17 protein-coding genes and 2 pseudogenes are annotated in these 21,181 nt (G+C 71.1%); 5 read left to right on the top strand and 14 right to left on the bottom strand.

From position 1 onward, the window contains the following. Positions 1-317: 317 nt before the first annotated feature. Positions 318-1,067 carry a transposase family protein gene (locus ACFUK0_RS34065; RefSeq protein ID WP_380256777.1) on the top strand — a complete coding sequence of 250 codons (750 nt, stop codon included), beginning with the start codon at positions 318-320 and terminating at the stop codon, positions 1,065-1,067. A 33-nt stretch (positions 1,068-1,100) separates the two neighbouring features. Beyond that, complete coding sequence (locus ACFUK0_RS34070) at positions 1,101-1,772, top strand: hypothetical protein (RefSeq protein ID WP_380256779.1); 672 nt, start codon at positions 1,101-1,103, stop codon at positions 1,770-1,772. A 443-nt stretch (positions 1,773-2,215) separates the two neighbouring features. Here ACFUK0_RS34070 and ACFUK0_RS34075 read toward each other — a convergent pair whose 3' ends face one another. Further along, positions 2,216-2,587 carry an STAS domain-containing protein gene (locus tag ACFUK0_RS34075; RefSeq protein ID WP_380256781.1) on the bottom strand — a complete coding sequence of 124 codons (372 nt, stop codon included), beginning with the start codon at positions 2,585-2,587 and terminating at the stop codon, positions 2,216-2,218. Positions 2,588-3,012: 425 nt separating this feature from the next. Continuing rightward, positions 3,013-3,294: a MerR family transcriptional regulator gene (locus ACFUK0_RS34080; protein ID WP_380256806.1), complete on the bottom strand. Its 282-nt coding sequence runs from the start codon at positions 3,292-3,294 to the stop codon at positions 3,013-3,015. Between the two features lie 198 nt (positions 3,295-3,492). On the opposite strand from ACFUK0_RS34080, the gene ACFUK0_RS34085 reads away from it, so the two are divergent. Then, positions 3,493-3,765, top strand: coding sequence for a hypothetical protein (locus ACFUK0_RS34085; protein WP_380256783.1), 273 nt, complete (start codon positions 3,493-3,495; stop codon positions 3,763-3,765). Here ACFUK0_RS34085 and ACFUK0_RS34090 read toward each other — a convergent pair. The 7 genes and pseudogenes from ACFUK0_RS34090 to ACFUK0_RS34120 all read right to left on the bottom strand — a co-directional run. Further along, on the bottom strand, positions 3,731-4,183 hold the full coding sequence (locus ACFUK0_RS34090; protein ID WP_380256785.1) for a helix-turn-helix domain-containing protein: 453 nt from the start codon (positions 4,181-4,183) through the stop codon (positions 3,731-3,733). The two genes, ACFUK0_RS34085 and ACFUK0_RS34090, sit on opposite strands and share 35 nt — an antisense overlap. A 9-nt stretch (positions 4,184-4,192) precedes the next feature. Then, positions 4,193-4,429 (bottom strand): hypothetical protein, encoded by a 237-nt coding sequence (locus tag ACFUK0_RS34095; RefSeq protein ID WP_380256787.1) that lies wholly within the window; start codon positions 4,427-4,429, stop codon positions 4,193-4,195. A gap of 774 nt (positions 4,430-5,203) precedes the next feature. Beyond that, positions 5,204-5,455, bottom strand: coding sequence for a hypothetical protein (locus ACFUK0_RS34100; RefSeq protein WP_380256789.1), 252 nt, complete (start codon positions 5,453-5,455; stop codon positions 5,204-5,206). A gap of 54 nt (positions 5,456-5,509) precedes the next feature. Beyond that, entirely contained in the window at positions 5,510-5,749 is a 240-nt protein-coding gene (locus ACFUK0_RS34105) for a hypothetical protein (protein WP_380256791.1), read from the bottom strand. 272 nt (positions 5,750-6,021) lie between these two features. Next, positions 6,022-6,681, bottom strand: coding sequence for a hypothetical protein (locus tag ACFUK0_RS34110; protein ID WP_380256793.1), 660 nt, complete (start codon positions 6,679-6,681; stop codon positions 6,022-6,024). 779 nt (positions 6,682-7,460) lie between these two features. Then, positions 7,461-7,880, bottom strand: coding sequence for an STAS domain-containing protein (locus ACFUK0_RS34115; protein WP_380256795.1), 420 nt, complete (start codon positions 7,878-7,880; stop codon positions 7,461-7,463). A 242-nt stretch (positions 7,881-8,122) separates the two neighbouring features. Further along, positions 8,123-8,401, bottom strand: a pseudogene (locus tag ACFUK0_RS34120) (MerR family transcriptional regulator); the annotation flags it as partial. Positions 8,402-9,546: 1,145 nt separating this feature from the next. Between ACFUK0_RS34120 and ACFUK0_RS34125 the strand changes: the two are divergent. Further along, the gene (locus ACFUK0_RS34125; RefSeq protein WP_380256797.1) at positions 9,547-9,762 is read left to right on the top strand and encodes a hypothetical protein; all 216 of its coding nucleotides are present in this window, start codon (positions 9,547-9,549) and stop codon (positions 9,760-9,762) included. A gap of 1,381 nt (positions 9,763-11,143) precedes the next feature. Beyond that, positions 11,144-11,551 (top strand): ATP-binding protein, encoded by a 408-nt coding sequence (locus ACFUK0_RS34130; RefSeq protein ID WP_380256799.1) that lies wholly within the window; start codon positions 11,144-11,146, stop codon positions 11,549-11,551. Between the two features lie 547 nt (positions 11,552-12,098). On the opposite strand, the gene ACFUK0_RS34135 is transcribed toward ACFUK0_RS34130, so the two are convergent. The 5 genes and pseudogenes from ACFUK0_RS34135 to ACFUK0_RS34155 form a co-directional block, all read right to left on the bottom strand. After that, positions 12,099-14,984, bottom strand: coding sequence for an ATP-binding protein (locus ACFUK0_RS34135; RefSeq protein WP_380256801.1), 2,886 nt, complete (start codon positions 14,982-14,984; stop codon positions 12,099-12,101). Positions 14,985-15,097: 113 nt separating this feature from the next. Further along, positions 15,098-17,983, bottom strand: a complete 2,886-nt coding sequence (locus ACFUK0_RS34140) for an ATP-binding protein (RefSeq protein WP_380256803.1) — start codon at positions 17,981-17,983, stop codon at positions 15,098-15,100. Between the two features lie 93 nt (positions 17,984-18,076). Next, the gene (locus ACFUK0_RS34145; protein WP_380256805.1) at positions 18,077-19,123 is read right to left on the bottom strand and encodes a substrate-binding domain-containing protein; all 1,047 of its coding nucleotides are present in this window, start codon (positions 19,121-19,123) and stop codon (positions 18,077-18,079) included. A gap of 603 nt (positions 19,124-19,726) precedes the next feature. Next, positions 19,727-20,416: a DeoR/GlpR family DNA-binding transcription regulator gene (locus ACFUK0_RS34150; RefSeq protein ID WP_380256808.1), complete on the bottom strand. Its 690-nt coding sequence runs from the start codon at positions 20,414-20,416 to the stop codon at positions 19,727-19,729. Between the two features lie 3 nt (positions 20,417-20,419). Then, positions 20,420-20,605, bottom strand: a pseudogene (locus ACFUK0_RS34155) (DeoR family transcriptional regulator); the annotation flags it as partial. Positions 20,606-21,181 lie beyond the last annotated feature (576 nt).

Below are 21,181 nucleotides of genomic sequence, written 5' to 3' on the forward strand. Positions count from 1 at the left end.
GAGGCCCTCGACCACGAGCCGCTACCGAAGAACATCGAGGGGACCCGCGCCAAGCTGAAACGCCTCGTCAAGCTCGATGTCCTCATCGAGGTCGAACCCGGCACCTTCACCACGAAGCAGTAGGCGACCCAAGCCCCGCGACCAGCAGCCCTGCCTCAGTCCCGCCCCGAAACGGACATCAACCCACGAACCGCCCTCTCAGAGCGGCCACCGATCAGGTGACGGCCGGGCGGTCGTGGGTTGGGGAAGAACGGACAGGGCTCCCAGGCAGTTGAGTGAGGTATCTGACGTCTCAACTCTTATGCCGGGGAGCCCTGGTGGTCACCTATCCTGCCGCACTGGACCTGCCTCACGCGCTCGTTGAGTGGGTCACCATGCTCATCGTCACCCGGGAGGGTGACCGCCGGTGCAAGCTCCGCCCCTCCCAGCGCGCTCTGGTCGCACTGGTGTACCTGCGTAAGCACGACACTCTCGCGCAGCTCGCCGCCGGCTTCCGGATCAGCGTCGGCACCGCCCACGCCTACGTTCACCAGGTCATCGACCTCCTCGCCCGCCAGGCACCCGGCCTAACCCAGGCCCTGCGCGAGGCGGACGCCGAGTACGTCCTGGTCGACGGCACCCTCGCCGAGTGCGACCGCGTCGGCGACGGCCGGGCCGACTACTCGGGCAAGCACCGCCGCCACGGTGTGAACCTGCAGGTCATCACCGGCCCCCAGGGAAAACTCGTGTGGATCTCCCGGCCCCTGCCCGGCCGCACCCACGACCTGACCGCAGCCCGTCGCCACCGCATCGTGAAGACCTGCGTCCGTCTCCGCCTCCCCGCCCTGGCCGACCTCGCCTACACCGGCGCGGGCGGCACGTTCGCCGTCCCGACCAGACGCCCACCCCGCGGCGAGCTCACCGCCGGACAGAGATCGATCAACCAGGCCCACGCCAGGCTGCGGTACCCCGTCGAACGCGGAGTCGCCACCGTCAAACGATGGCGCATCTTCCACCACGCTCGCTGCAGCCCCAACCGCCTGACGTCAGCAGCCAAAGCCGTCCTCACACTGGAGAGGCAACGCTGAAAAGGCTCAGTGTCCGGTGCTATTGCTGTGACCATGGACAACGAAGCGGCATCATCGCCTGTTGACGATCCTGCCGAGGCCGCGTTCAGGCTCGGCTGCCAGGCCGTACAGGCATGGGAGTGGGACCGCGCCCAAGAACTGTTCGAGGAAGCGGTTCGCACCGCGGGTCCGCCGATGCTCTGGCGGGTGACCGAGGCCTGGTTGGACCGCGGCCAAACCTCGGCGTGGATGCGGCGGGCCGTGGTCGCCGAGAGTGAGCCCGGTGGCATCACGATCGACCCGACCGCTCTGGAGATCACCGGAGGCAACGACTCGGACGTGCAGGTCCAGAACTGGGAGATCGCCGTCGAGTCGGACGACCCGGAGCGCGCAGTCGTCGCACTCACCGCAGCGGAACCCCGCCTGATGTGCGTGTTCGAGGACGGCCGCGAACTCTCCCCGGAGGACGCCGAAGAGCTCATGGACGAGGCCATGCCTCCCTACAACCCCAACTACGCCGCTGTCGACGCGACGGTCCCCCGCATCTGGATGGACTGTAAGGGCGGCCTCTACCCGCACATGGCCCGCACCATGCTGCGCATCGTGGCGGACGAGCTCCGCAAGGCCGGCATACGGCAGACGCGCCTGTTCAGCCGCTCCCAGCGCCAGGAGAGCGAAGAACGAGCCGGTCCTCCCACCCCGGCTCCTCCTTCGCCCACCCAGTAGCTCCCCATGGTCAGGGGCGGTGCCGGTGACGCCGAGCACGAGGTAGAAGTGCCGAATCGCCCAGCACGGTGCCGGGCGCGGTGGCGGCGCCGACGACGATCAAGCCGCTCTGGGACCTGCCCGCACTGTGCCCCGTCGTCGAAAGCACCCTCGCCTCCGCCGGGGCGTAGCCGGGCGGGCCCGGGTGCCCAGAACAGTCGGCGCTGCCCGGCAGGGTAGGCGCGGGCCATCGGAAGCGCGCCTACGCCTCACCTCCTTCGCCCTGACACCTCACGTACGCAGAGCCACCAGCCCGCGCCCGTTGCGCAGTGCGCATCCTCCTTGCGAGCGGTGCCGGGCCGCTTGCGCAGTACGCAGTGACCCCGTCAGGCGAGCGCGCACGCACCGGACTCACAACGGTCGGCCGGCGGCTCTCACCGGTGCGCGCGGACGGAGCCGTGGGGTCACCCTTCCGGGCGGGCGGGGGGTTCGCTGCGGGCGGCGGGCACGTGCTGGTCGATGGTGAAGACCTGGTCGGTGCCGGTGATCTCCAGCATCCGGGCCACGATGTGGGTCGGGCGGGTGAGGTGCAGCGCCGTACCCTGCTGGATGGCGTCGGCGCGGGCGCGCAGCAGGGCGTTGAGGCCGATGGAGTCGCAGAAGGTGACCGCGCCCAGGTCGACCACCAGTATCGGCGGGGTCGGGCGGGCCGCGAGGGCACTGTTCAGTGCGGTGCTCAGGACGGCGACGGTGTCCGGGTCGATGGCGCCCGCGCATTCCAGGACTGGCCCGGCGAGGCCGGCGCGGACGGTGACTGTGAAGGCGGGCTGGACCATGGCGGCGCGACGGCTCCTCGGGAATCGACGTGATGGGCATGGATCGTAGGGGGCGGTGGTGGGCGGGCGCACCGGCGCCGGGGTTGGGCGGGGGCGAAATGGCCGAGTGCGCGGGGCCGTGGCCCGTGGGGGTTGCTGTGCGGCGGTGCGCCCCCGGGAGGCGCGGGAGAGTGGCGGCGTCATCGTGTGGACCCGGCACACTGCCGGGTGCCCGGTCTGGTCGGCGCGCTGAGCGGCTCCGGTGGCCCCACCGGGCCGTGCTGCCGGCAGCGTCAGCAGGACGTCACGCTCGGCGTCGGTGACGGCGGCCTTGTCGGTGAAGTCGTTCAAGGCGTCGGCGAGGTCCGTGGCCGCCGTGGCGGTGGGAGCGGTGAGCGCTTGCGCTCACCACCGACCCGACCGGTCTCGGCGCTCAGGGTGCGAGGTCAGGTGTCCGCTGCGGGCGTCGGGCCGCCGACGGGTCGGCGGAGTTCTTCGTTGAGGCGCAGGGCCTCCTCGAGCTGGTCCTCGAGGATGACGATGCGGCAGGCGGCGTCGATCGCGGTGCCCTGATCGACGAGGTCGCGCGCTCGCATCGCAATGCGCAGCTGGTAGCGGGAGAAGCGGCGGTGGCCGCCCTCGGACCGCAACGGGGTGATGAGGCCCTGTTCGCCGAGGGCCCGCAGGAAGCCGGCGGTGGTGCCGGTCATCTCGGCGGCCCGGCCCATGGTGTAGGCGGGGTAGTCGTCGTCGACGACCACGTCCTGCGCCGCCTCCTCGCCCGCCTCGCCGAACAGGCGACCGTCGAAGACCTCTACGCCCTGCGCGCCGCGCTCCCCCGCCTGCGCCACACCCCCGCCTGAGCAACCGGGCCGGGTGGCCGGACGGCCCGCCAGGACGACCAGGGGCACCGGTGGGTGCTGCGGATGTTCGCGGGAGCGGTGCGCCAGGCGCTGGGCCGCGAGATCGTGCCCGCCTGCGACGGTGACATCGGGGGCGAGCTGCGCTATGCCCTGGACGCCTACGTCGTGCTCGGCGCTGCCAGCACCGGCACCGCCCCGGACCTCACCACGGCGGCGCATCTAGCCCTGGTCGCCCTCGCCGCCACCGCGCCCACCACCGTCCTGAACGACCCCGAACGGGAACTGCACGCCCTGTGCTCCGTCATCGAGAACGCCCTGGTCCTCGCCGGGGCGTGACCGCGCCCGTCTCGACCTCGCGCAGCCGCACCGCCATGGCGTGCAGCGCGGCGCGGCTCTCCTCGGACAAGGCAGCCGCGGTGAGGACCAGGTCCCGTACTCCCGGCAGGTCCACGGCCGCCTGGAGCCCGGCATCGAGGCCGCCGGGGCGGTGGGGTGGATTCTCCCCGTCGGTGAAGAAGTACGCCGGGGCGACGCCGAAGAACCGGGCGAGGCTCTGGAGCGTGCACATCGTCGGGTTCGCCCTCGTGCCGGTGCGCAGCTGCTGGATGGCGCTGGCGGACAGGCCCGCGCGGCCGTCGGGTGCCCAGGAGGCGAGGGTCTGCGCCACCTCCTGGTAGGAGTACGGGCCGCGGCCGGCGGGGTGGACCGTGCGGAACAGGAGGTCGATCTTCTCGGCGAGGGTCCCGGCCCCCACGACGCGCACTCAGCCCTCGCCGGCGTCGGCGTCGGCGGCCAGGCGGGCGGGCACATCGCCGGCCCCCAGCCGACGGCGACCGCCGCACGCCACCGCAGGCGCGGCAACGTCCGCAGCGACCGCCTCCAGAAACGGGATCCGTTCGACGGTGAGCGGCCGGGCCCGGCCGTCCACCGGGGCGGGAGCATCGGTGGCGGGCCCGGAGAACGGGCGGGTGTGCGGGTGACGAGGGTGTTCGACGTTCATGATCGCCAGTCTGGCAGGAGCGGACCGAACCCGCCCCGGCTGCAGCCCGGACCGGCGGTCCCGGACTCCGCAGAGGGGCCCGGGGCAGTGATGAGAGGCTCCGCCGGTTCGCACGGCTTTCGCAGCCACCCTGGCACCTACCCGCCCCGCCTCATCCCACCCGTCCGGCCCGCAACCGCTGAGCCCCGCCGCGCTCCGGGGGGCGGGCGGCGGCGTGTCGCGGGCGCAGCGGGGCGTAGGGCGGCTTGGAGCGGGCAGGGTGTTCGGCATGTCTGAGCGTCGTAGCCGTCGTCGTAGCCGTGTCCGGGCCCTGGGGCTTCCCGTCGAGCTGGTGGGGCAGCGCTCCGGGCCGCAAGATCCCGCCCGGCCGGTCCTGGCGCCGGTGCCGGGCCCGGCGCGGCCCCGGGCCGCAGCGTCGGGGTCGGCCGGCGGCGCCGTCAGGGCCGCCGCGGGTGTATCGGTGGCTCCGGGCAGTTGTTGTGCGGCGGTGCGCCGCCGCGAGGACCGCGAGGGCGGCGGCGTGATCGTATGGACCCGTCACGCCCCGCAGTGTCCGGTCTGGTCGGCTCGCTGAGCGGCCCGGGCCGCCCAGCCGGGCGCAGGTGCCGTTGGGGACGTCGCCCTGGTCGTCATCGGCGCCGCCACCGCTCCCAGCACCATCCTGGGTGACCCCGGCACGGGACCTGCCCGCACTGTGTTGCGTCGTCGAGAGCGCCCTCGCCTCCGCGGGGGCGTAGCCGGGCGGGTCCGGGGTGCTCAGGACAGCCGGCGGTGTCAGGCGAGGTAGGCGCGGGCCATCAGGAGCGCGCTGCGCGCGGGCGCCGCAAGGGTGTCCGGGTCCTCGGTGGTGTCCTTGCCCCAGGGGAGCGTCTCGCCGGTGCAGTGCTCGTTCTCGCCGCTCGCGGTGAGGAACGCGTCGTCCTGTTCGGCCATCAGCCGGGCCGCCGCGCGGATCTCGGCGATCTCACCCGCGATCCGCCGGTAGCGGCCCTCGCGCAGCGTCCGCTGCAGCTCCGTCGTCTCCACGCTCCGCCCGCTCCAGTCGGTCCGGGGAAGCTCACGTGATCCCACGGCCGGACCTCAGCCCTCGGAGCCGGAAACAGTGCCGGTTCTGTCGGCGGAGAAGCTGAGCCCGCCGGGCGACAGACGCCGCCGACCGGACAGGGGCATAGCCCGCGGCGCGGCCTCGGCCGGGGCCGCCGGCTCCTGGAGCGGCGCCCGTTCCACCGCGAGCAGGCGGGCCCGCCCACCGGCCCGGACGGGCACGTCGACGGGCGGCCCGGACGGCGGGCGGTGCAGCGGACGGCGGTCAGTGGTCATAGCCGTCAGTCTTCCAGCCCGACGGCCCGACAGCTGCCGGACCGTCAGCAACCCCGGCCGGTGACCGGCACCTCGGCCCACCCCGCCGCGCAACCCCCGATCAGACAGGAAGTCCCGGCCGAATGGGGGTTGACCTGCCCGCTGGAGGGTGTATGCGGCGCGACGCGGAGCCCGGGCGAACCCGTCCGAAAGTGGCCTCGGCACCCCCTCGACTCGCGATCTGACACGCCTAGCCTCCGGTGCCACAGGACGGCTCCCGGTCGTACGCCGCCTCAGTACAGGTAGGGGTCGGGCATGGGGGGCACCTGGACGGCATCGGAGAAGGCCGCGGCGACACTCGTGTTGATGACATCCGTCATCTGGCCGCGGATGTCCTTCGTGACGGCCTGGAACGCCGCGTCAGCACGGGCCCTGCTCAGCTTCCACGCGGGCGAAGCGGAGCACGTGAGTGACAGCGACTGCAGCTCGAATCTGGTGACCCTTCCTCCCGGGCGATTGGACGATGGACCGGTGACCTCCGTCAGTACGGACGGCTCCCGTGCGGGCCGGCAGTCCACCGAGGTCTTCCTGGGCCTACCCGTGATCGTGTCGCCCTTGACCGTCCCCTCGCACGACACCCGCGTCTTCTGAAAACCCGTGTAGAAGCCCGCCACGACCTTCCCGTTGCGCAGCCCCGGCGCGGCGGCGGGGCCGAACCTTCGCAGGTCGAAGCGCACCGTACAGTGCAAGGTCCCCTGGAAGTCCCTGGTCGAGATCTTGTCGCCCTTGACGACGAAGGTGAACTCCCGAAGCCCGACAGGCGCGGACACCTGCTTGTTGACCCGCGTGAGCACATAGTCCGCGAAGGTGTTGCCGTCAGCCACACGCCCCGCCGTCGACCCGACAACCACGACGGCAACAGCGGCGACGGTACTCAGCATGCGCACGCGCATGGCACGGCCTCCCTCGGACAGCACCTGCCCGGCCGGGCCGTGTCACAGCAGATGATCCCGGATCAGCACACCCCGGCGCAGCCGTTTCCTCACCCCGTGCTCGGGTGGCTTGAGGGTCATTACAGGGCGAGGAAGGCGGAGCCGATGGCCACGCCGAAGAGCCAGAACACGCCGATTCCGAGGACTACCCACCAGGACGTGGCGCCGATGGCAACGACCGCCGGGGTGCCAACGCGTCTGCCCCGCCGGGCCCGATCCCTGGTCACCGGGGGTTGACCCGCCCGCTGGACGGTGTAGAAGACGCGGGCACGGAGCCGGGAAGGCCGGGTGCGGGCCCGGTCCGGAACTGCCCCCGGCACCCCCTTGACCGGCGATCTGACGCGCATAGCTTCCGTTGCCACAGGCCACCAGGAGCGGGCCCACGGCACCCCGTTGTGCCCGACCCCGCCCCGGGGACAGGCCTGCCCGCAGGTGCCGGACGAAGGAGAAGACCATGATCGAGACGACGCGGCGCAGCGGCGCAGGATGCGGTGGATGCGGTGGGGTGGGGGCGCGGCCGGTGCCCGTGGTACGGCGGGGCGGGGTGTCGCCGTGGCGCAGGCCAGACCGGATGAGGGGCGCCGTACTCGTCGCCACGCTCAGTACGGTCGGCGCGACCTTGCTGGTGGGGGTGGTGGGCTTCGTGGCCGCGCACCTGCACATCACGGTGTCCTGGCACTGACCCGCCGGGGCTGGTCCGGTCCGCCGCCCCACACGCCCGGGGCGGCGGACCTCGCTCGCTACTGCGCGTCCGCCGGTTCCGGTTCCGGCGCCGGCTCGGTGGCGCGGAACAGTGCCATGCGGGAGGGTGTCGCAGCGGGGCTGATCCGCAGCACCCGGTCCACCCCGGTACGACTGAACAGTGCCGCCATCCGGGCGGTGGGGGCCAGCATGTGGAGCACCCCGCCTGCCGCCTCCACGCGCAGGCGGGCACGGAGCAGGGCGTTGAGGCCGCCGGAGTCGCAGAACCTCACCCCGGACATGTCCAGTAGCAGCTCCCCCGGCTCCGGGACCGCCGCCAGTAGCCGCTCCAGCGCCGAGCCCAGGATCGGCCCGGTGTCCTGGTCCAGATCCCCCACCGCCACCAGCACCGGATCACCCGTCCCCGGGCGCAACCGCACACTCAGCCCGGGAGGATCGACGTGCGCGGGCGCGGCCACCGGTATGTCCTCACCGCCGCAGTCTCCTCGGTCCGGGAGTGCTCCCGCGAAACGGACGCGATCACCGACCGGACCGCACACCGGGCGGACACCAACCGTAGCGCCTCACCAGCGGCCCGGTCCCACGCTCACGCGAATGCAACCCGTCCGGGAAGCGGGACACGCTCCGGCCGCGTTCCCGAATCCCCGGCGCAGCCCCGTGCCGGCCGGGGCGCCTTGCCTCGGGCCGGGCGGGCGGCTCCTGCAGCAGCGTCAGGTATCCGCGGCCGGCGCCGCCGGCGCAGTTCCTCGTTCAGGCGCAGGGCCTCTTCGAGCTGGTCCTCGAGGATGATGATGCGGCAGGCGGCGTCGATGGCGGTTCCCTGGTCGACGAGGTCACGCGCTCGCATCGCGATGCGCAGCTGGTAGCGGGAGAAGCGGCGGTGCCCGCCCTCGGAGCGCAGTGGGGTGATGAGGCCCTGTTCGCCGAGTGTACGGAGGAAGCCGGCGGTGGTGCCGGTCATCTCGACGGCCCGGCCCATGGTGTAGGCGGGGTAGTCGTCGTCGAAAGAGTCGGATCCGGTGTTGGTGCCGGTGTTGGGGGCTGGGTTGTGGGGCCGGATGGTTGCCGTGGTCACTGCACCTCTTCTGATGCGGGGTCGGGGACGCGTGGAGGGGCCCCGGCGCCGTGGCGGCTCCGGGGCCCCGAAGGGATACATCACCATCTGCCGGCCTCGGGGCCGGCCTTTTCAGTTCCGCACTGCCCCGGGGGAAGGGGTGTGCGGGGATCGCGTATGCGTGACCGGAAACCACCGTCCTTCGTAGCTGATGGGGTCTGCGGTGTCCGCCCGGACAACAACCTCACGGGCCGGGCGATCCTGATGGCGCTCTGTTCCCTCCGTTCATCCTCTGTGGGTACTGACCGAACTTCGAACTACCGGGTCCTGCGGAAAAGCCAACCACTGGTACTGCGAACTGCCAGGTACTCCTGGTGCTTCTTCAACGCGGGTACTGCTCGGTGCTTCTGAACTGCACCTGCTCCGGCAGCCAGCCCCGTCGCCCGTCCTGCTCACCTGCTCGGCTTGGAACCCCACTGCCCGGACTTCCCAGCACGCGCGCCCGCAGCCCGGCGCCTTCACTGGGGTACCTCAGTCCTGCGACTGCTGATACCGCTCATTCGCCCTGCTCGTACTGCACCTGCATCCTGCTGCGGTACCGCTCGGTGGCGGCCCCTGATCACTGCGGGCCACCGGGCCCGGCCGCCAGCCCGTCGCCGTCCTGCAACCGCTCTGGCTCCGGAACTCTGCCGCCGCACCACCTGGTACTGCTTCACGCCCACCTGCCCGGCGCGTCCTCACCCGCGAACTGCTGCGGTACCGCCTGCCGGCGGCCCCTGATCACTGCGGGCCACCCGGCCCGACCGCCGGTCCCGTCGCCGAACTGCACCAACCTGGCTTCAGAACCCCACAACCGTGCCGACCAGCGAACTTCCACAACCCCCCCGCCAGTTCGTGTCTGGCGGGTACCGCTCGACTGCTTGCTACGAGAAAAACACTAACCACGACACCGTTCGATGTCTACTCCAGTCAGCACAGATTTTTCGGTGTCCGGTGGGAAGGTAGTCTTCGACCCGCCCACGGGCGCTCCATCCAGGACTGGCACGGGCACACAACGACGGGAGAAGACGATGGACGCCCCCGGCCCCGCACACCCGCCGCCCACCCGACCGTCCCTGGTCGAGGCCATCACCGACGCCGCCCACGACGGCAACGACAGCGTCCTGCGACGCCTGCTCGCCCGCTTCGCCGAACAAGCCACCATCACCGACCTCTACACCCTGCGCGACGCACTCGACACCCGCCTCCACCCCCACCGCGGCCTCGGGCACAGGTCCCGCCCGTGAGACGCGGCGACCCCCGCCTCCCCTCCAGCACCCGATCGCCCAGGCCCAGTACTGGAGCCACCCCGCCCCGCGCCTGAGGGTCCTGACGGCCACTTGGACAAGCGCAGCACGCCGCTGCCTTCCGGGTCAGGCGATCTACCAGCGACAGACGCGCACGCTCTTCCTGGTCGAGTGGCACGACAGCAGCGTCGACCACCTCGCCCCGGCCTCCTGGGACGACGGCCATAGCACCCCTTGCCGGAGCAGCAGGCAATAACCAGGTGAAACAAAGGCCACGGACGGCAGAACGACAGCACAGCGACCGCCAGCCGGCCCGGCACCCGGCGATCGTATGGGTGCCCGTCCCGGCGAAGACGAGTCGACCGTTCACGGCCGCACGCCGGGTGCGGCCCACAGAACCCATGCGTTCCCTGCCCTCGGTCAGCCGGACACGTACGGGTGGCGGGCCATGCCGTCCATTCTTTCCACCACCGCAGCAACCCGGCATCGGACACCCCCAACCGACCGCCGAACCGAACCCGCCCTTGCGTCGGCACCATCCGTGCAGCCGCAGGAGCGATCCGGGCCGTCCCCTGGGAGCGCGATCTCGAGAGTATGGGTCCGACTCCCGGCGTCGCGCCCCACTCGGCTCCAGCCTGGCGACACGCGCCGTCGTCCAAAACCCGGGTCGCAGGAGTTCGGCAGGTATCGACTCGGAGAAGAAGGCCGGCCTTCTCAGGCCGGGCATTTAGGGGCGCGAGCCAATGGTCGATGCCGTCCAGATGCCCGTCGCGGGTGCGAGGTGAGACCGGCCAGGTGAAGAGACCGTTTGCGCGGGCAGTTGGCCATGCCACGGAAGGAGGCGGTGCGGCGGGCGCGCCCCCTGTCGGCAGCTGGGGGCGGGGGGCGCTTCCCCGGTCCGGCCGAGGACGGGACTCCCGGCCGGACCGTGTGGGAGCAACCACTGCATCTCACCGGACAACGGTACGGGGTGCGGGCCGGATTGCCGGGCGGCGCGCGGCGGGCCAGCTACGGTTTTCACCCGCTCGCCCCGGGACCCCTACGGCAAGGCTGCACTGCCGGAATCCCTCGCCTCGGCCACCGCCGTACAGGACAGCACGGCCCCCTTGATCGCATTCCTGGCCGCTTGCAAGCGTGGCTGGCCCGAAGGGCGATCCTGCTACGTTCGCTCGCTTCAAGTCGTGGCGAATGTCTGTCTGTTCGGCAGCGCCCCGCGCGGATACCACCGGCGACAGAGTCGCGGCATGTCCGCGGCCGCGAGCGTTCGGGATGTGAGAGGCGGCGGCTCGGCGTGGGTGTCGACGAGCGCGGATGACTCACCCGTCGTGGTCGCGCCGGGTGATCCCGTCGATAAGCAGGTCCAGCCGCGTCTTCTCGCCGTTTGCTGGGATGCGGCCGGTCGCTGATAGGGCGGAGACCCCGTGCAGGGGTCTGGGAACTCACCCACCACCCCGCATCGGCGGGCGCCGCCCGACGCATCACCCGCGACACGCTCGGCGCCTGGGACATCGACGAGGGCACCACCGATCAGGCGCTTCTCGTCGTCTCCGAGTTGGTCACCAACGCCGTCAGGCACGCCCATCCCCCGATCGCCCTCCACCTCAACCGCCCCACCTCGGGCGACGCCCTGCACATCGAGGTCGACGACGGCGGCGCCGCCACCCGACATGGCGCTTGGACCACCGACTGCGCACCCGACGAACACGGCCACGCCATCATCGCCCGACTGGCCACCGCACACGGCTGCCGCACGGGAAACCACGGCACCACTTACTGGGCGGACCTCTGAACCGACCGAAGGCAGCTTGAAGCACTCGGCCCGCAACCGCCTGCGGCGGAAGTCGCTTCCGTGCTCTCGAACTCCTCCGAGGGGATCTCGGCTGCCTGGGGCTGCTCCTGCCAACCGTCCATGGGGGCCCTCGGCGAGAACGCCGTACTACCGTTCATAGCGGCTCATCGCCGCAAGACCGGCGTGATCACACAAATGCAACACCTCCGCCGAGGAAGCCGCCACCGGCCGCAAGTCCGTCCCCCGAAGCTTTCCATACGCGCCACCCAGCCCGCATCATCTGCCTCGAAGTAAAGCCGCAGGTCCTCGTCCTCGTAGTAGGTGCGGAACCAGGTCGTCATGTCGCGATCCTGGCCTACGACCTTGACTCAACACCACAGGGGCACCTCCGACGACCTGACCGTCCTGCAGTGGGCGTCGACCTGCGGCTGCGCGCCATCACCCGCACCGTCACCGAGGACAGTGTCGTCGCCTTCCCCGGCACCGTATTGACCCCAAGCTCTGCGCCCGCCGGGGAGCGGAATAGGTGAGGCGGGGAGGAGCCTTTTCACCCGGCGAACCCAGTGCCGTCGCGGCTCTCCTGGAGCGCCCCCCGGACCTGGTCGCGCCGCGCGCCGAGCTTCTTGAGGGTGTTGGCGACATGGTGCTCGGCAGTGCGGACGGACAGCCCCAGGACGCGGGCAATGGCCTGGTTGCTGGAGCCAGTGGCGAGCAGTTCAGCGACCTGCCGTTCCCGTGGGGACAGTTCGCTACCGTGGCGGTGCCGGCCGCGCGGATCGATGGGGCGCTGTCCGGTGTCGCGCAGGGCCTGTCGGCAGCGAGCCGCGTCGGCGGTGGCGCCGAGCCGACTGAAGACGTCCAGGGCATGCTGGAGCTGGCGACTGCCCTCGCCGGGGCCATGGGCAAGCCGGATGCAGCCGAGTTGCTCCGCGATCCGGGCAGCGGTGTGCACACGGCCCAGGGCCTCGTAGTGGGCTTGAGCCCGTCCGAGGTAGGTGCAGCCGGCCTCGGGACAGGCCGCGACGGTGATCATGCCGTGACACCAGAGCACCTCTGCGGCAGCCGCCGGAGCCTCGCGGCCTTCCGTTCCGTGGGCCGCCTCAGTGGTCAGCCGCTCGGCCTCCTCGGGCATGCAACACGCCAGGGCCGCCTGGACGGCGGTCGGTGTCAGGTCATGCGCCCGTACCCAGACACCCTTGTGCCGCCTGGCCTCCAGCGGCCGCTGCAGCCGTTCCCAGGCCGTCTGCGGATCGCCCTCCAGCAGGTCGATCCGTGCGAGCAGAGTGACTCCAGCCTGTCCGACGTCCCAGCTGGCGTTCTCCTCCTCATCCGTCGTGAACGTCGCCAGGTGCTCCCGGGCGGCGGCCCAGTGCCCACGGGCTACCTCCAGGGCGGCCTGGACCATCAGCGCGGCGATCTGGAACTTGGTTCCCTCGGAAGTCTGCAACAGGAACTCCGCGATCCTGTCGTCCAGACCGGCCCACAGCCCCTCGGCGAGGTCGAGCCGCAGGCGGATCACCGCGCAGCCCTGTCCGATGATCTGGTAGCCGGTGCGGCGGGACATCTCCTCGGCCTCGTCCTGCAGGGCACGAGCCCCGACGGAGCCGCGTAGCATCGCACCATATGCGGCGTTGTAGAGCGCGCGAGTACATTCGCGCTGGACGGCGCGGTCGGCGCTGGTGCGCGGAAGCTCTGCCAGAAGTTCGCGGGCCCGCCCATCCCCGATCATGCCCATCAAGGTGATCCGGTTGGTCAGGACAGCCGCGCGGGCGAGCGGTTCATCACTTTCAGCAACAGTCCGAACGGCCTGTTCCATCAGCGCCTGGTCCTCCGCCGTGGTAGTGACCCGCGAGCCTCGGCCGGAAACCATGCTGAGGGCGGACATGGCGACGGCGGCCAGTCCGGGCCGGTCCGCCAGCTCGGTGATCGCCAGTTGCATCTCCGCGACGCTATGGCTCCGGTCGGCACTGCTGTCCATCAGGGCCCGGCTGAGGTTGAAGCGGATCTCGCCGCAGACCGCGGCGGGGAGGGCGAGGTCCGCGATGATCCGGCCGAGTACCGCCGCACTGGCGGCGGAGTCGGCGCGGTACATGGTTATGCGGCTGAGCTCGAGAGCGGTGTGGGCACGCTGGTCAGGCGGCAGGACCGGTTCGGCGAGGAGTTGTTGCAGGAGTTCGGCGGCGACGCCGTCGTCGCCGACGGCCACCGCGTGGTCGGCGGCGGCCCTGGCTGCGGGCAGCCAGGCGGTGGTGTCGCCGAGGCGGCGGGTGTGGTGGGCCACCTGCACCAGGGCCAAATCGTTCTGTCCGGACAGTGCCTCGATGGCGCGTACGTGCAGCCGTCGGCGGCGCGGGCCGGGTATCCGCTCGTACACCGCCCGCCGGGCCAGTACGTGACGGAACCCGTACCGGCCGGGGCCGCGTTCGACCAGCACATCGGCCTCCAGAGCAGCCGTCAACGCCTGCTCCGCCTGCTCCTCCCCCAGCCCGGCCAGCACCGCCAACTGCTCCTCACTGGCAGGCACGGCCAGCACCGCCGCGGCCTGCACCACGGCAACAGCACCCGTGTCCAGCACCGCGACCCGACTGTTCACCGCCTCCTGCAACGCGCGCGGCACCCCCGCGTCCTCCAACAGCGATACCGCGCTCGCACCGTCGACGAGGCGGTCTGCCAGCACCAGTAGGTCCTCCTCGGCGGCGAGCGGAAGCCCGCCGCTGCGCTCGAACAGCTCCCGGCCGAGCCGGGCGGCAGCGGCAGCGCCGATCGCCGAAACGGCCAGCTCGCGCACCTGCGCCTCCGTGAGAGGCGCCAGAGCGATCTCGGTGCCGCCCACCCCGACCGGCCGGCGGTACGGCACGCCGAGCACGTTCCGGGCACCCGAGAGGTCGTGCGCCCGGTAGGTCAGCGCCATTCGCAGCTGCTGGGGCGGATTTCTGGCCAGCAGCAGAAGCAGGTCCCGGGTCGCCTCATCCACCCAGTGCAGGTCCTCCACCATCAGCACAACCGGGCCCAGAGCACTGAGCACGTCGTGCACCGCCCGCATCAGCGACTGCTGCGGCCCGGCCCCGGGTTCCTCCTCACTCTCGGACAGCCGTCGGGCGAGGTCCGGGAGGTACGGGTTGAGTGCTGAGGTCGCAGGGCTGAGTTCGGTATCAGGACCGAGAAGTTCGCGGGCGTCACGCAACGCGTCAACGACAGGACCGTACGGCAGGGGCTCACGCAGTGGATGGCACCAGCCACGCAGGACTGCCAGCCCCTGGCCATCCAACCGCGCGGCGGCCTCCCGCAGCAGGCGGGACTTGCCCACCCCCGCCTCGCCCTCGACGAACACCACCGAGGGCCCGTCACGCAAAGTGTCCACCAGTGAACGCAGCTCCTCCCCGCGCCCCACGAACGCGAAGCCCGAACGGCGACCGGAACCGGGCCCGCCCATGCACACACCTGGCACGTTTCACCCGCCTGACCCATTCGAATGCCAATATGCGACTTCCACGCTACTCCGCACCCTCACGATGTCGGTCACTCTACGTAGATCTTGCAGCCGGCTCAGACGCTGGTATCGCCGAGGGCTCGGATCGCCTCGCCGACCTCCGCGCGAGTGACGCCGAGCTTCTTGAGGGTGCTGGCAACGTGGTGCTCGGCGGTGCGGACGGACAGTCCCAGGACGCGGGCGATGGCCTGGTTGCCGGAGCCGGTGGCAAGCAGCGTGGCGACCTGCCGCTCCCGAGGGGACAGCTCCGGACCGTAGCTGCGGCGGCCACGGGGCTCGGGTGGCCGCCATCCGGTGTCGCGCAGGGCCTGCTGGCAGCGGCCCGCGTCGGCGGTGGCGCCGAGCCGGGTGAAGACGTCGAGAGCACGCCGAAGCACTGGAGCGCTCCCGCTGGGGTCGCGGGGGAGCTGGAGGCGACCGTTCTGCTCGGCGACGACCGCGGCGGTGTACACGCGACCGATCGCCTCGTACCGGATCCGGGCCTCCTCCAGCAAGGTAGCAGCGGCCTCAGGATCGGTGTCGGCGGCCAGCAGACCTCTGCACCAATTGACCTCGGCCTCGCCTCCGGGGGCGTCGTGGCCCTCGATCCCTGCGACGGCCTCGGCGGTCAGGTGTTCGGCCTCTTGACGTAGGCCGGACGCCAGTGCGGCCTGCACGGCGGTCGGTACCAGTTCGGTCGCCCAGAACCAGCCGCCCTTGTGGCGTCTGACCGCAAGCGCCCCCTGCACCCGCTCCCATGCCCGGGAGGCCTGGCCTTCCAGCAGGTCGATGCGCCCGAGGACGGCGACACCCTGCTGCCCGAGCTGCCAGTAGGTGTGGCCCTCATCGCCGGCGTCGAAGGTGGCGAGGTCCTCGCGGGCGAGCGCCCACCGGCCGCGCGCCACGTTCAGCATGGCCCGCACCATCACCGTCTCGGTCTGGAACCCACTGCCGTCGGAGGTCTCCGGGATCATCGATTCGATCCGCTCGTCCAGGCCCTCCCAATGCCCCGCGCCGAAGTCCAGTCTCAGCCGGATCACATCGCAGCCGTGTGCGAACAGTTTGTAGCCGCTGCGCAGGCAGAGTTCGTGGGCCTCCTGCAGGGGAATGCGGGCCTCGGCGTCCTGGCCGAACACGAAGGCGGCGTCGGCGAGGTTGTGCAGTGCCCGGGCGACCTGGCGCAGCACGTCGCGGTCAGGGCTCCCGCGAGGAAGGTCCGCCGCGAGGTCCCATGCCTGCGGGTCACCGGAAACCGCCAACAGGGTGATCTGCAGGGCAAGCACGGTCGCACGGGCCAGCGGATCGTCACTGCGGGCGACGATGTGCACGGCCCGGTCCATCATCTCGCGGTCCTGGGCGAGGGTGGTGGCCAGACGGTGGCCCATGCTGAGAGCCGCCATGGCGCCGGCGACCAGGCCTGGCCGACTCTCCAGCTCGGCGATCGAGCGTTCCAACTCCTCCATCTGGCGGACCCGGTCGGTGCTGGTGTTCATCAGGGTGCGGGCGAGGTTGAGCCGGATCTCACCGCGGACGGGGGTGGGCAGCGCCGGGTCGGCGATGATGCGGCTCAGGATCGCCGTACTGGCAACGGAGTCGGCGCTGCAGAAGGCGACATTGCTGAGGATGAGGGCGGTTCGGGCGCGGTCCTCCGGGGAGAGGGCGGGTTCGGCAAGGAGTTGTTGCAGGAGTTCGGCGGCGACGCCGTCGTCGCCGACGGCCACCGCGTGGTCGGCGGCGGCCCTGGCTGCGGGCAGCCAGGCGGTGGTGTCGCCGAGCTGCCGGGCGTGGTGGGCCACCTGCACCAGGGCCAAATCGTTCTGTCCGGACAGTGCCTCGATGGCGCGTACGTGCAGCCGTCGGCGGCGCGGGCCGGGTATCCGCTCGTACACCGCCCGCCGGGCCAGTACGTGACGGAACCCGTACCGGCCGGGGCCGCGTTCGACCAGCACATCGGCCTCCAGAGCAGCCGTCAGGGCCTGCTCCGCCTGCTCCTCCCCCAGCCCGGCCAGCACCGCCAACTGCTCCTCACTGGCAGGCACGGCCAGCACCGCCGCGGCCTGCACCACGGCAACAGCACCCGTGTCCAGCACCGCGACCCGGCTGTTCACCGCCTCCTGCAACGCGCGCGGCACCCTCGCGTCCTCCAGCGCTGAACTCTTGCCGCCGCCGAGGGCGGCGCGCTCTGCCAGTACGAGTAGGTCCTCCTCGGCGGCGAGCGGAAGCCCGCCGCTGCGCTCGAACAGCTCCCGGCCGAGCCGGGCGGCAGCGGCAGCGCCGATCGCCGAAACGGCCAGCTCGCGCACCTGCGCCTCCGTGAGAGGCGCCAGAGCGATCTCGGTGCCGCCCACCCCGACCGGCCGGCGGTACGGCACGCCGAGCACGTTCCGGGCACCCGAGAGGTCGTGCGCCCGGTAGGTCAGCGCCATTCGCAGCTGCTGGGGCGGATTTCTGGCCAGCAGCAGAAGCAGGTCCCGGGTCGCCTCATCCACCCAGTGCAGGTCCTCCACCATCAGCACAACCGGGCCCAGAGCACTGAGCACGTCGTATACCGCCCGCATCAGCGACTGCTGCGGCCCGGCCCCGATGCCCGGACCGGCCGCCGGCAGGCGCCCGGCCAGCTCCGGGAGGTGGGGGGCCAAGACGGCCGTGGCGGCGCTGAAGTGCGTGTCGGGGCCGAACAGTTCATGCGCGTCACGCAGCGCATCGACGACGGGACCGTACGGCAGGGGCTCGCGCAGTGGATGGCACCAGCCACGCAGGACTGCGAGCCCCTGGTTTTCCAGCTGCGCGGCGGCCTCTCGCAGCAGGCGGGACTTGCCCACCCCCGCCTCGCCTTCGACGAACACCACCGAGGGCCCGTCACGCAAAGTGTCCACCAGTGAACGCAGGTCCGCCCCACGCCCAACGAACGCGAAGCCCGAACGGCGACCGGAACCGGGCCCGCCGACCGACGAATCTGCCATAAAAGCCTACGGACGCACGAGAAGCCAGCAATAAGGACCTTTCATGTTACAGGATCGCCTCGGTGTTCATCTGGAAGCCACGCGGCCCCGATGTCAGTTGCAGGTGACGCCGGAGGTCTTCCAGGTGGTGGCATCGACCATGGTGGTGGGGGCGAAGGCTTCGGCGGGCATGTTTTTGCCGTTCTTGAGCTTGTCGTACATGGTCTGGACGGCCAGAGCCCCGACGTCCTTGCCGTTGATGAAGAGGGCGGCCTTCATGCCGGAGGGCTTGTCGCCGCTCCAGTCCTTGCAGGCGAGGTAGGCGCCCAGGCCCACGCCGATGACGTCGTCCGCACTGACGCCGGCGTTCTCCAGCGCGGTGACGCCGCCCTGGACGTTCTCGTCGTTGCAGCCCCACACCACCCAGTGCTTCACACCGGTCCCGTCCGCCGCGATCCTCGACGCGACCTTGCGGCGGGCGCCCTCCACCGTGTTGTCGGTACCCACGTCGAAGGAGCGGACACGATGCGCGACCTGGTCGAAAGCCTGGCTCGCCGCGTCCACACGTTCCCGGCACACGTTCACGTCCTGCTGCCAGGCGAAGATGATCCGGGTCTCCTCCGCCGCCCAGCCCGCCTTCCGGAACTCTTCGGCTGCGCGCAGGCCAACTTGGGCTCCCAGCTTCTCCCCGCTGAATCCGACCCGGGGTACGAGGTTCTGACGGGAGCAGACGCTCGGGTCGGGGAGGTTGGTGCAGATCTGGTCGTCCGAGGTGAGCAGGGCCACTCCCGCGTCCGCTGCGGCCTTGGCGACGGCAGCGCCGATCGCGGGATCCGGAACCACGATGATCACACCGTTCGTCCGGCCGGCGATGGCGGAGCGCAGCTCGCGGAGCGTCCTGTCCGCGTCGCTGCCCACGTTGACCACCTTCAGGTCCACTCCGAGGGCAACGGCCCTGGCCCGGGCACCGGCTGCCTCGTCGAGGAAATACTGCTGGTCGCCCTGCTTCTGCAGGTAGGTGATGGAGAGCTTCCCGGCTGCCGGGGTCGGTGAGGCATCGGTCCTGGCTGCGCCCTGCCCGGTGGAGCATGCACAAACCAGGCCGGCGGTGAGCAGGAGACCTACGGGGGCGGCGGCTCGGCCGCTGGGGAATCGGAACATCAGGAGCACTCCTGTACGAGATGCCGAGGCGGATCCGGCGGTGGGGCAACGAGGACTGCCGACAGGAGCGCCGGCCGGTCCGGCGCGACGGGGCCTGCCAACCGGGGAGGGATTCGCCCTCCGCGATACCGGTCGCAGGTGAGCGCTGCGCCCCGGCGCGGCCGGAGCCGTGTCGTGTCTGGTAGTGGTTGGGCGGCTCAAGGCGTGCGCCGCCCAGCGGAGCTTGCCGGGTGACCTTCCGTCAGTGAATGCCGATCCTCGCTCCGCAGGGTCCCCTGAAGGCAGTACCCGCGGTATGCGGGCACTGCCTTCGCCGGTCCGCCGGGGCCCCGCAACCTTCACCCCTGGCCACTGCGGGGAGCCGTCGGGTGGGGTGCAGACAGGAGCACTGTGAGCTGCGCTGCCCGGCGCGTGGCCGCATTGCGACTCTCAGCAGCTGAAGAGGTCAACCAGCTCAAATCCAATTGATTCAAACTGGAAGAGACATATAGAAACAGCGGGCTCCGCAGAAAGTCAACAGATTGGAACGACTCCATCGGCCGCGTTGCCACCACGTCACCTGTGCCGCTCCCACGCGTAACCGGCAGTCAGCGGTGCCGCCCGCTATTCGCGCCCGGCGCCGTTCTCGACACCTGCGGTACCGGCTGCACGAGAGGACGACGGGCCGTCAGAATTCGCGGTGCTAGCCACGATCAGCTTCCCGACAGCATCCAGGAGCAGTGCCTGGGCCTGGATGTCAAGCTTGTCGTCGGTGATGAACAGGTCGATCTCGTCGAACCGGGCGAAGCTGCTGAGCCCGACGACGCCCCACTTGGTGTGGTCGGCGACGACCGCGATGCGTCGGGCGGAGGAGATGAGGGCGCGGTTGGTCTGCGCCTCCGCGAGGTTGGGTGTGGTCAGACCGGCGCGGTCCGAGACGCCGTGGGCGCCGAGGATGAGCAGGTCGACGTGGAGACTGCGGATCGCCTGGTCCGCTATCGGGCCGACCAGTGCCGCGGACCGGGTCGGCGAGCCACCCGTCAGCAGCAGTGACGGGGCGCCTTCACCCCGTTCCTCAGCCGTAGCGCGCAGGAGGTCGCCGATCGGGAGCGAGTTGGTGACCAAGGTCAGATGCGGGACGTTCAACAGCCGCGTGGCCACGGCGTAGGTCGTGGTCCCGGCCGAGAGGGCGACCACGGTGCCGGCCTCGACGAGCGCGGCCGCCGCGTCCGCGACGGCGTCCTTCGCAGCAGACTCCCGGCCGGACTTCGCCTCGAAGCCGGGTTCGTCGACAGCGCCGCCAGGGATGGCCACGGCGCCTCCGTGGACCTTCTCCACTGCCCCAGCTCTCGCAAGCGTGTCCAGATCGCGTCGGATGGTCATGTCACTGACCCCGAACTGCTCGACGAGGTCGGACACCCGGACGGCACCTGACCGGCGTACGAGGTCGACGATGAGGGAACGTCGCTGGGAGGCCAGCAACGCTGCATCCGCCATGACCATCCCCTGTCGCACACATCAGATGCCGTGACATCACACGGAAAGCACCGGAACCGAACAAGTACAGGATAGCCCTCAACATCACCGGGGAGGAACGGGCAGGCCCGGGGCCGTCGGCGGGCCGCTCGGACGCCCGGCGCCCGGCCGGTCCCCCCGCGAACCCGCGGGCCCCGCCCTTGCCGCGGCGCCGGCGGTGGTGTGAGCTCTGGCGGGCAGTCGCGATGCGACCGGTCGACGCAGGCGCAGGGCCGGTGACCGATGAGTCGGCCGGCCCTGGTTCGCCGGCGCGTGCCTGCGGCAAACGACGGGGCCGTTCCACTGAATGTGTTTCGTTCCTGGTTCAACTTGCTGTCCATTTCCGTACGGGTCGAACGCGATCTCACCGCGCCCACGGCGCGGGCCCCGGCCCATGTCGTGCGCCAGCCGCCCGGCAGGTGTCCTCGTGCGGGCCCGCCAGGCCGTGTCGTCGGTCATGCAGATCGCCGTCCACTTCGAGATCAACGGACGGAGGCACTGATCGTGCAGCCGCTGATCGGGCGCCCCGTGGAGGGCGGCTGCCGGTGGCGTCCGGTTCTGACC

This window comes from Kitasatospora sp. NPDC057223, assembly GCF_042669755.1.
In the GTDB taxonomy this organism is placed as follows: Bacteria; Actinomycetota; Actinomycetes; order Streptomycetales; family Streptomycetaceae; genus Kitasatospora.

What these genes read in the sequence shown, in the direction of transcription:
- ACFUK0_RS34070 (WP_380256779.1), top strand. Translation starts at nt 1,101, where the DNA reads ATGGACAACGAAGCGGCATCATCGCCTGTTGACGATCCTGCCGAGGCC.
- ACFUK0_RS34075 (WP_380256781.1), bottom strand. Translation starts at nt 2,587, where the DNA reads ATGGTCCAGCCCGCCTTCACAGTCACCGTCCGCGCCGGCCTCGCCGGG.
- ACFUK0_RS34080 (WP_380256806.1), bottom strand. Translation starts at nt 3,294, where the DNA reads ATGGGCCGGGCCGCCGAGATGACCGGCACCACCGCCGGCTTCCTGCGG.
- ACFUK0_RS34085 (WP_380256783.1), top strand. Translation starts at nt 3,493, where the DNA reads ATGTTCGCGGGAGCGGTGCGCCAGGCGCTGGGCCGCGAGATCGTGCCC.
- ACFUK0_RS34095 (WP_380256787.1), bottom strand. Translation starts at nt 4,429, where the DNA reads ATGAACGTCGAACACCCTCGTCACCCGCACACCCGCCCGTTCTCCGGG.
- ACFUK0_RS34105 (WP_380256791.1), bottom strand. Translation starts at nt 5,749, where the DNA reads ATGACCACTGACCGCCGTCCGCTGCACCGCCCGCCGTCCGGGCCGCCC.
- ACFUK0_RS34110 (WP_380256793.1), bottom strand. Translation starts at nt 6,681, where the DNA reads ATGCGCGTGCGCATGCTGAGTACCGTCGCCGCTGTTGCCGTCGTGGTT.
- ACFUK0_RS34125 (WP_380256797.1), top strand. Translation starts at nt 9,547, where the DNA reads ATGGACGCCCCCGGCCCCGCACACCCGCCGCCCACCCGACCGTCCCTG.
- ACFUK0_RS34135 (WP_380256801.1), bottom strand. Translation starts at nt 14,984, where the DNA reads ATGGGCGGGCCCGGTTCCGGTCGCCGTTCGGGCTTCGCGTTCGTGGGG.
- ACFUK0_RS34140 (WP_380256803.1), bottom strand. Translation starts at nt 17,983, where the DNA reads ATGGCAGATTCGTCGGTCGGCGGGCCCGGTTCCGGTCGCCGTTCGGGC.
- ACFUK0_RS34145 (WP_380256805.1), bottom strand. Translation starts at nt 19,123, where the DNA reads ATGTTCCGATTCCCCAGCGGCCGAGCCGCCGCCCCCGTAGGTCTCCTG.